This is a genomic window from Burkholderia sp. Ac-20345 (assembly GCF_017104825.1).
GTDB lineage: Bacteria > Pseudomonadota > Gammaproteobacteria > Burkholderiales > Burkholderiaceae > Burkholderia > Burkholderia lata_B.
Window position 1 is genome coordinate 1 of sequence record NZ_JAAGPO010000310.1, and the last position, 8100, is coordinate 8100.

Here is an 8100-nt window from a genome sequence, read left to right on the forward strand (position 1 = left end):
CGCGAAACCGCGCCGGCTGCGGCCTCCGCGAATATGTATCTCGATGCGAAGGGCAACGTCATTCCCGACGACAGTCTGTACGGCTATCGTGCGGTCGGCGTGCCGGGCACGGTCGCCGGCCTCGACCCGCGCCGCTTCCACGACGGGATGGCCACCGACTTCCTCGCGCAGATCGCGACGCTTGCGAGCGCCGCGCTCACGCGCCTGCTGCCGCACTGACCCTTCCGCACGCGATGACAGACGATCCGATCGCCGCCTACCTGTCGAACCTGAAGCACGTCAGGCAGCTGTCGGAACACACGCTGCGCGGATACACGCACGAACTCGACGAGCTGAAGAAGCTCGCGAACGGCCGGCCGCTCGAAGCGCTGACGGCCGCCGACATGCGCGGCGCGGTCGCCCGCGCACATTCGGGCGGGCTGTCCGCCCGGTCGATCTCGCACCGGCTGTCCGCGTGGCGCGCGTTCTACCGCTGGCTCGCGCAGCGCATCGAGATGCCCGCGAACCCGGTCGCCGCGGTACGCGCGCCGAAACGTGCGAAGACCTTGCCGAAGGCGCTGTCGGTCGACGACGCATCGGCATTGATGGACGCGCCGCTCGCCAACACGACCGAAGGCATCCGTGATCACGCGATCCTCGAGCTGTTCTATTCGTCGGGGTTGCGCCTCGCCGAGCTGATCGGGCTCGACGTCATGTACACGCAGGCCGACGGTTACCGCTCGGCCGGCTGGCTCGACCTCGCCGAAGCCGAAGTCACCGTGCGCGGCAAGGGCAACAAGGAGCGCAAGGTGCCGGTCGGCCGCAAGGCGATCGATGCGCTGAACGCGTGGCTCGCGGTGCGCGGCGAATTCGTGAAGCACGATCCGCATCCGCTGTTCGTGTCCGTGCGCGGCAACCGGATGTCGCCGGGCGTCGTGCGCGAGCGCGTGAAGCGCGCGGCGCTCACCGCGGGCATCCCCGCCAACGTCCATCCGCACGTACTGCGCCACTCGTTCGCGACGCACGTGCTGCAGTCGAGCGGCGACCTGCGCGCGGTGCAGGAACTGCTCGGCCACGCGAGCGTCTCCGCGACGCAGGTCTATACGTCGCTCGACTTCCAGCATCTCGCGAAGATTTACGACAGCGCGCATCCGCGCGCGAAGAAGCGCGACTGACGCGCTTCCCGTGTTACCCGCCTCGCGCGGCGACCGGCCACGGCCGGCGTCGCGCACGGCCCATTTCGATCTCATCATGCAAACCGTCACCCTCAAGCCGTCCAAGGAAAAATCGCTGCTGCGCCGCCATCCGTGGATCTACGCCAATGCGATCGACCGCGTCGACGGCAAGCCCGCGCCCGGCGCGACCGTGATCGTGCGTGCGCACGACGGCCGCTTCCTCGCGCGCGGCGCGTACAGCCCGCAGTCGCAGATCCGCGTGCGCGTGTGGAGCTTCGACGAGAACGAGCCGATCGACCACGCGTTCTTCAAGCGCCGCGTGCAGCGCGCGGTCGCGCACCGCACGACGATGGTGTCGGGCACGGGCGCGGTGCGGCTCGTGTTCGGCGAAGCCGACGGGCTGCCGGGGCTGATCGTCGACTACTACGTCGCGGACACCGCCGAAGCCGGCGCCGCGCCGCGCGGCCAGCTCGTCTGCCAGTTCATGGCCGCGGGCGTCGAGGCCTGGAAGGACGCGATCGTGAAGGCGCTCGTCGGCGCCACGGACTGCCCGAACGTGTACGAGCGCTCGGACGTATCGATCCGCGACAAGGAAGGGCTCGAACAGACGACCGGCGTGCTGGCCGGCGACGCACCGCCCGCGACGCTGATCTCGAACGAAAACGGCGTGCGTTATCACGTCGACGTACCGAACGGCCACAAGACGGGCTTCTACGTCGACCAGCGCGACAACCGCGCGCTGGTTGCGCAGTACGCGGCCGATCGCGACGTGCTGAACTGTTTCTGCTACACGGGCGGCTTCTCGCTCGCGGCGCTCAAGGGCGGCGCGAAGCGTGTCGTGTCGATCGACTCGTCGGGCGATGCGCTCGCGCTCGCGCAGCAGAACGTCGTCGCCAACGGCTTCGACGCCGAACGCGCGACCTGGCTCGACGCCGACGCCTTCAAGACGCTGCGCCGCCTCGTCGACGAAGGCGAGCGTTTCGACCTGATCGTGCTCGATCCGCCGAAGTTCGCGCCGACCCGCGACAGCGTCGATCGCGCGGCGCGCGCGTACAAGGACATCAACCTGAGCGGCTTCAAGCTGCTGCGTCCGGGCGGCCTGCTGTTCACGTACTCGTGCTCGGGCGCGATCGACATGGACCTGTTCCAGAAGATCGTCGCGGGCGCGGCCGCCGACGCGAAGGTCGATGCGCGCATCCTGAAGCGCCTCGGCGCGGGCGTCGACCACCCGCTGCTCGCCGCATTCCCGGAAGGCGAATATCTGAAGGGCCTGCTGTTGCAAATCGTCTGATCGCCCCGATCTACGCGCGTAACCGTCCGCCGGCCGCGCCTTGCGCCCGGCGGATCCGCGCTCCCGCCTGTCGTTCGGACGACGGGCGAGGGCTTGACAGGTATGTTTCAATGGATGGTTGTGCGCCCCGGCTGGCAAAGCCCCGGGCGCAACGCACATCCTGGTTTTGACCCCGATTCACGAACCACAGGCGATTGACATGGCCACTCCCGTCACCATCCTCACCGGCTTCCTCGGCAGCGGCAAGACGACGCTGCTCAAGCGCATCCTGAACGAACAGCACGGCATGAAGATCGCCGTGATCGAGAACGAGTTCGGCGAAGAAAACATCGACAACGAAATCCTCATCCAGGATTCGAACGAGCAGATCATCCAGATGAGCAACGGCTGCATCTGCTGCACGATCCGCGGCGACCTCGCGCGCACGCTCGGCGATCTCGCCGCGAAGAAGCGCGAAGGCAAGCTCGACTTCGACCGCATCGTGATCGAAACGACCGGCCTCGCGAACCCGGGCCCGGTCGCGCAAACCTTCTTCATCGACAGCGAAATCGCCGACGATTTCCTGCTCGACGCGGTCATCACGCTGGTCGACGCGAAGCACGCGAACGCGCAGCTCGACGAGCACGAAGTCGTGCAGCGCCAGGTCGGCTTCGCCGATCGCCTGTTCATCACGAAGTCGGATCTGGTCGACGACCAGACGGTGGCCGGCCTCAAGCATCGCCTGATGCACATGAACCCGAAGGCGGTAATCAAGGTCGTGAACTTCGGTGAAGCGGAGATCAAGGAAATCTTCGACCTGCGCGGCTTCAACCTGAACGCGAAGCTCGAGATCGACCCCGACTTCCTCGCCGAGGACGACCACGCGCATCACCACCACGATCACGACCATGATCACGATCACGCCAATTGCGACCACGATCACGGTCAATGCGCGCACGATCACGACCACGGCCACCACCATCACCACCACGCGCACCACGACGACAAGATCAAGTCGTTCGTGTACCGCAACGACCGCCCGTTCGACCCGAACAAGCTGGAAGACTTCCTCGGCGGCATCCTGCAGATCTATGGCGAGCGGATGCTGCGCTACAAGGGCGTGCTGTACATGAAGGGCGTCGACCGCAAGGTCGTGTTCCAGGGCGTGCACCAGATGATGGGCAGCGACCTCGCGTCGAAGTGGCTGCCGGTCGAGAAGAAGACGAACAAGATGGTGTTCATCGGCGTCGATCTGCCGCAGGACCTGATCACCGACGGCCTCGACGCCTGCCTCGCCTGACGCCCGCAGGCAAGCGCCGCACACGCCGCCGCGCGGCCGCCTCGCAGGCGGCTGCGGCGGCCGCGGAGCGCCCTTTTCGGGCAGGGTTTCGCCGTCATCGCTTTTTCGCGATTTGCGCGTTATATTTTCTAGATATTGGCGCAGCCGACGGGGATCGACCCGATACGGCGCCCGCTTGCGATTCAGTTACAATACGTGCCCGCTGGAGTACGGCAACAAACAGGCCCGGTTCTTGCTGAACCAGTTTTCCGGGCATCGCAACCGCGCCGGATCGCCAATCCGCCTCCCGGCCGCGGCCGATGCGATGTGCCGCGCAGCACACCGGTTCGCAGCGCGCGCAACTTCGCGCCAGGCCTATCCTGGTATTTGAGAACCGGTTTTCCAGAGGCTTTCGGCCCCGCGGCGGCAAATCGCAAATGATTGCAAGCGCGGTTGCGGGTAATCCCAAAGTGCAGGCAATATCTCTCGATTTGCCGCACATTGAAGAAGCAAGCAGATGACGAAGAAACTCTTGACCGAAGCCGAAATCCTGAAGATGAGCGACAAGGATTACATGAATGAGGATCAGCTCGCCTTCTTCAAAAATCGGCTCGAACAGTTGCAGGCGGACATCCTCAAGAATGCAGGCCAGACGACCGAGAACCTGCGCGAGACGGTGATCGTGCCCGATCCCGCCGATCGCGCGACGATCGAGGAAGAGCACGCGCTCGAGCTGCGTACGCGCGATCGCGAACGCAAGCTCCTCAAGAAGGTTCAGCAGTCGCTCGCCCGCATCGATTCCGGCGATTACGGCTGGTGCGAGGAAACCGGCGAGCCGATCGGCATTCCGCGCCTGCTCGCGCGTCCGACCGCCACGCTGTCGCTCGAGGCGCAGGAGCGCCGCGAGTTGCGCCAGAAGCTGTTCGGCGACTGATCGAGCGGCGTTCCGCTCAGACACGCTGCTTCCCGAAAGCGCGCGGCCTGCCGCGCGCTTTTTGTTTTTGCGGCACCGGTTCCCGGTCCGTCGATTTGCCCACCCCGCCTCTTGATATCCCGGCGCCCGCCCTAAAATGAAACGGACGCGCGCCGGGCCGCTTCCCGGCGCACTGCGAGTTACGCGGCGGCGCCTCGCGCCCCCCGACTCTTCCCCGTTTTTCTCAAGGAACGCAGATGGAGCAATTTCACGGCACGACCATCGTTTCGGTCCGGCGCGGCGACAAGGTCGCGCTCGGCGGCGACGGCCAGGTAACCCTCGGCAACATCGTCATGAAGGGTGGCGCGCGGAAAGTGCGGCGGATCTACAACAACCAGGTGCTGGTCGGATTCGCGGGCGGCACCGCCGATGCGTTCTCGCTGCTCGATCGCTTTGAGGCGAAGCTCGAGAAGCACCAGGGCAACCTGACCCGCGCGGCCGTCGAGCTCGCGAAGGACTGGCGCACCGACCGGATGCTGCGCCGCCTCGAGGCGATGCTGATCACGGCCGACGCCACCACCACGCTCGTCATCACCGGCAACGGCGACGTACTCGACCCCGAAGAAGGCATCTGCGCGATCGGCTCGGGCGGTGCGTATGCGCAGGCAGCAGCCCGGGCGCTCGCGGAGAACACCGAGCTGTCGCCGCGCGAGATCGTCGAGAAGTCGCTCAAGATCGCCGGTGACATGTGCATCTATACGAACCACAACCGCATCATCGAAACGATCGAGTAAGGACCGCACCATGAGCACCATGACCCCTGCCGAGATCGTCTCGGAACTCGACAAGCACATCATCGGCCAGGCGAAGGCGAAGAAGGCCGTCGCGGTCGCGCTGCGCAACCGCTGGCGCCGCCAGCAGGTCGCTGACCCGCTGCGCCAGGAAATCACGCCGAAGAACATCCTGATGATCGGGCCGACGGGTGTCGGCAAGACCGAAATCGCACGCCGCCTCGCGAAGCTCGCCGACGCGCCGTTCGTCAAGATCGAAGCGACCAAGTTCACCGAAGTCGGCTACGTCGGCCGTGACGTCGACAGCATCGTGCGCGACCTGATCGAGATCTCGGTCAAGCAGACGCGCGAAGCCGAGATGCGCAAGGTGCGCAGCAAGGCGACCGACCAGGCGGAAGACCGCATCCTCGACATCCTGCTGCCGCAGCCGCGCGCGGTGGGCTTCGGCGGCAACGCCGAACACGCGAACGACGACAACAACGCGACGCGCCAGACGTTCCGCAAGCGCCTGCGCGAAGGCCAGCTCGACGACAAGGAAGTCGAGCTCGACCTCGAGCAGCCGTCGGCCGGCATGGACATCATGGCGCCGCCGGGGATGGAAGAGATGACCGAGCAGATCCGCTCGATGTTCTCGAACCTCGGCAGCGGCAAGAAGCAGCGCCGCAAGGTGAAGATCAAGGAAGCGCTGAAGCTGCTGACCGACGAGGAAGCGGCGAAGATGCTGAACGATGAGGAAGTGAAGACGAAGGCCGTGCAGAACGTCGAGCAGAACGGCATCGTGTTCCTCGACGAGATCGACAAGATCACGTCGCGCAACAACGAAGGCAGCGGCGGCGAAGTGTCGCGCCAGGGTGTGCAGCGCGACCTGCTGCCGCTCGTCGAAGGCACGACGGTCAACACGAAGTACGGGATGGTGAAGACCGATCACATCCTGTTCATCGCGAGCGGCGCGTTCCACCTCGCGAAGCCGAGCGACCTGATTCCCGAACTGCAGGGCCGCTTCCCGATCCGCGTCGAGCTCGACTCGCTGTCGGTGAACGATTTCGAAGCGATCCTCGTCGCCACCGACGCAAGCCTCGTCAAGCAGTACCAGGCGCTGCTCGCGACCGAAGACGTGCAGCTCGAATTCGCCGAGGACGGCATCCGCCGTCTCGCGGAGATCGCGTTCTCGGTCAACGAGAAGACCGAGAACATCGGTGCGCGCCGGCTGTACACGGTGATCGAGAAACTGCTCGAGGACGTGTCGTTCTCGGCCGGCAACCATGCGGGCGAGCGCGTGACGATCGATGCGAAGTATGTCGATCGCGCGCTCGGCGAAGTGTCTCAGGACGAAGACCTATCGCGCTACGTGCTGTAACGCGCGCGGCGTCCGACGAAAAACGGGCGGCCCCTTCCGGGGTCGCCCGTTTTTTCATGGCGATGCGATATGGCACACGTGCCTGCCCGTGGAACACGGCTGATGGCAGGCGCGCTGGTGCATCCCTATAATCTGGATTCCTCAGACTACGGACAGACGCATTCGTCACCGCATTCGAATGACCATCTACCCGTCCATCGCCGGCCGATTCGTGCCGGCCCTGCTCACACTCACGCGCGCCGACATCCTGTCGCTCATGCGCCGGATCAGGCGGGAATCGCTGCGGCGCTACAACGTCGCGTTTGCACTCGCGTGGCTGGGCACGCTGGCGGGTATCGCACTCGCCAGCGTCGCGATCAGCGTCGGCATCCAGTCCATCGCGAGTGGCGTATCGGCAACGCCGTGGCCGATGGCCGTTCCGATCGTGATCGGCGGGTTCGCGCCGTTTCTCGCGAATATCGCCTACTCGGCGCTGATCACGCTCCTGCTGAAGCGCGAGATCGTCGCCTGCCTGTCGCGGGCGTCAAGCTCGCCTGGCTGACGCGCCCCCCCGCTTACTGCCGCACCGGCTTCTTCGCGAGCTTGCGCTGCAGCGTGCGGCGATGCATGTTCAGCGCGCGCGCCGTCGCCGAAATATTGTTGTTGTTCTCGGCCAGCACGCGCTGGATGTGTTCCCATTCGAGCCGGTCGACCGACAGCACGACCGGATTCTCGAGCGCTTCGTCAGCCTGCACTTCGGTCGCGTTGGTCTGCAGCGCGGCCAGGATCGACTCGACGTTCGCGGGTTTCGCGAGATAGTTGTCGGCGCCTTCCTTCACCGCCTGCACGGCGGTCGCGATGCTCGCGTAGCCGGTCAGCACGAGAATTCGCGCGTCGGGCTGCAGGTCGCACAGCGGCGCGATCAGGCTCAGGCCCGAATCCTCGCCGAGATGCAGGTCGACGGTGATGAACTGGAACTTGCCGCCCGCGGCGAGCCGCAGCGCCGACTCCTTGTCGTGCGCCTGCTGGACCGCGTAACCGCGGCGCTCGAGGCCGCGCGCGAGCGTGCCCGCGAACACCTCGTTGTCGTCGATTACCAGGAAATTGTTCTCGCTCATGTGGTTTCTCCGTCTACGTGTTGGTTGAGGCGGCCGACGCCGCGACGCGCACGGCCGGCAGCCGCAGCACGGCCCGTGTGCCGCGCGCAGCGGTCGTGCCGGCCGGGCGGCTGTCCGGCGCGCGCAAATCCCACGGTTGAACCACGCCCGAACGTGAATACGCGATCGTCCGGTGGTCTTTCAGGTCGTCGAGCGTCTTCGGCATCCCGTAGCGGGCGAGATACGACGGCGCCGCACCG

At 65.8% G+C, this 8100-nt stretch carries 9 protein-coding genes and 1 pseudogene; 8 read left to right on the forward strand and 2 right to left on the reverse strand.

Annotation, left to right across the window (positions count from 1 at the left end; genetic code table 11):
- The 8 genes from G3O06_RS49460 to G3O06_RS45190 form a co-directional block, all read left to right on the forward strand.
- A partial coding sequence (locus G3O06_RS49460) for a gamma-glutamyltransferase (RefSeq protein WP_241020570.1) occupies nt 1–219 on the forward strand: 219 nt, incomplete at its 5' end.
- Between the two features lie 14 nt (nt 220–233).
- Nucleotides 234–1154 carry a tyrosine recombinase XerC gene (xerC, locus tag G3O06_RS45160; RefSeq protein WP_174916618.1) on the forward strand — a complete coding sequence of 307 codons (921 nt, stop codon included), beginning with the start codon at nt 234–236 and terminating at the stop codon, nt 1152–1154.
- Nucleotides 1155–1230: 76 nt separating this feature from the next.
- Complete coding sequence (locus G3O06_RS45165) at nt 1231–2445, forward strand: class I SAM-dependent rRNA methyltransferase (RefSeq protein ID WP_069249126.1); 1215 nt, start codon at nt 1231–1233, stop codon at nt 2443–2445.
- Nucleotides 2446–2644: 199 nt separating this feature from the next.
- Entirely contained in the window at nt 2645–3724 is a 1080-nt protein-coding gene (locus G3O06_RS45170) for a GTP-binding protein (RefSeq protein ID WP_205819953.1), read from the forward strand.
- A 496-nt stretch (nt 3725–4220) separates the two neighbouring features.
- Nucleotides 4221–4637, forward strand: coding sequence for an RNA polymerase-binding protein DksA (gene dksA / locus G3O06_RS45175; protein ID WP_006477498.1), 417 nt, complete (start codon nt 4221–4223; stop codon nt 4635–4637).
- Nucleotides 4638–4873: 236 nt separating this feature from the next.
- Complete coding sequence (gene hslV / locus G3O06_RS45180) at nt 4874–5410, forward strand: ATP-dependent protease subunit HslV (RefSeq protein ID WP_021156275.1); 537 nt, start codon at nt 4874–4876, stop codon at nt 5408–5410.
- A 10-nt stretch (nt 5411–5420) separates the two neighbouring features.
- Nucleotides 5421–6764, forward strand: a complete 1344-nt coding sequence (gene hslU, locus G3O06_RS45185; RefSeq protein ID WP_205819954.1) for an ATP-dependent protease ATPase subunit HslU — start codon at nt 5421–5423, stop codon at nt 6762–6764.
- A 178-nt stretch (nt 6765–6942) separates the two neighbouring features.
- Complete coding sequence (locus tag G3O06_RS45190; RefSeq protein ID WP_205819955.1) at nt 6943–7305, forward strand: hypothetical protein; 363 nt, start codon at nt 6943–6945, stop codon at nt 7303–7305.
- 13 nt (nt 7306–7318) lie between these two features.
- On the opposite strand, the gene G3O06_RS45195 is transcribed toward G3O06_RS45190, so the two are convergent.
- Both G3O06_RS45195 and G3O06_RS50115 read right to left on the reverse strand, forming a co-directional pair.
- A complete protein-coding gene (locus G3O06_RS45195) occupies nt 7319–7861 on the reverse strand; it encodes a response regulator transcription factor (RefSeq protein WP_011353543.1) in 543 nt (180 codons plus the stop codon).
- A gap of 112 nt (nt 7862–7973) precedes the next feature.
- Nucleotides 7974–8100 (reverse strand): annotated as a pseudogene (locus G3O06_RS50115) (LysR family transcriptional regulator); the annotation flags it as partial.

Excerpts from the sequence above, each read along its gene's own strand:
- xerC (WP_174916618.1), top strand. The coding sequence starts at position 234 with ATGACAGACGATCCGATCGCCGCCTACCTGTCGAACCTGAAGCACGTC.
- G3O06_RS45165 (WP_069249126.1), top strand. The coding sequence starts at position 1,231 with ATGCAAACCGTCACCCTCAAGCCGTCCAAGGAAAAATCGCTGCTGCGC.
- G3O06_RS45170 (WP_205819953.1), top strand. The coding sequence starts at position 2,645 with ATGGCCACTCCCGTCACCATCCTCACCGGCTTCCTCGGCAGCGGCAAG.
- dksA (WP_006477498.1), top strand. The coding sequence starts at position 4,221 with ATGACGAAGAAACTCTTGACCGAAGCCGAAATCCTGAAGATGAGCGAC.
- hslV (WP_021156275.1), top strand. The coding sequence starts at position 4,874 with ATGGAGCAATTTCACGGCACGACCATCGTTTCGGTCCGGCGCGGCGAC.
- hslU (WP_205819954.1), top strand. The coding sequence starts at position 5,421 with ATGAGCACCATGACCCCTGCCGAGATCGTCTCGGAACTCGACAAGCAC.
- G3O06_RS45190 (WP_205819955.1), top strand. The coding sequence starts at position 6,943 with ATGACCATCTACCCGTCCATCGCCGGCCGATTCGTGCCGGCCCTGCTC.
- G3O06_RS45195 (WP_011353543.1), bottom strand. The coding sequence starts at position 7,861 with ATGAGCGAGAACAATTTCCTGGTAATCGACGACAACGAGGTGTTCGCG.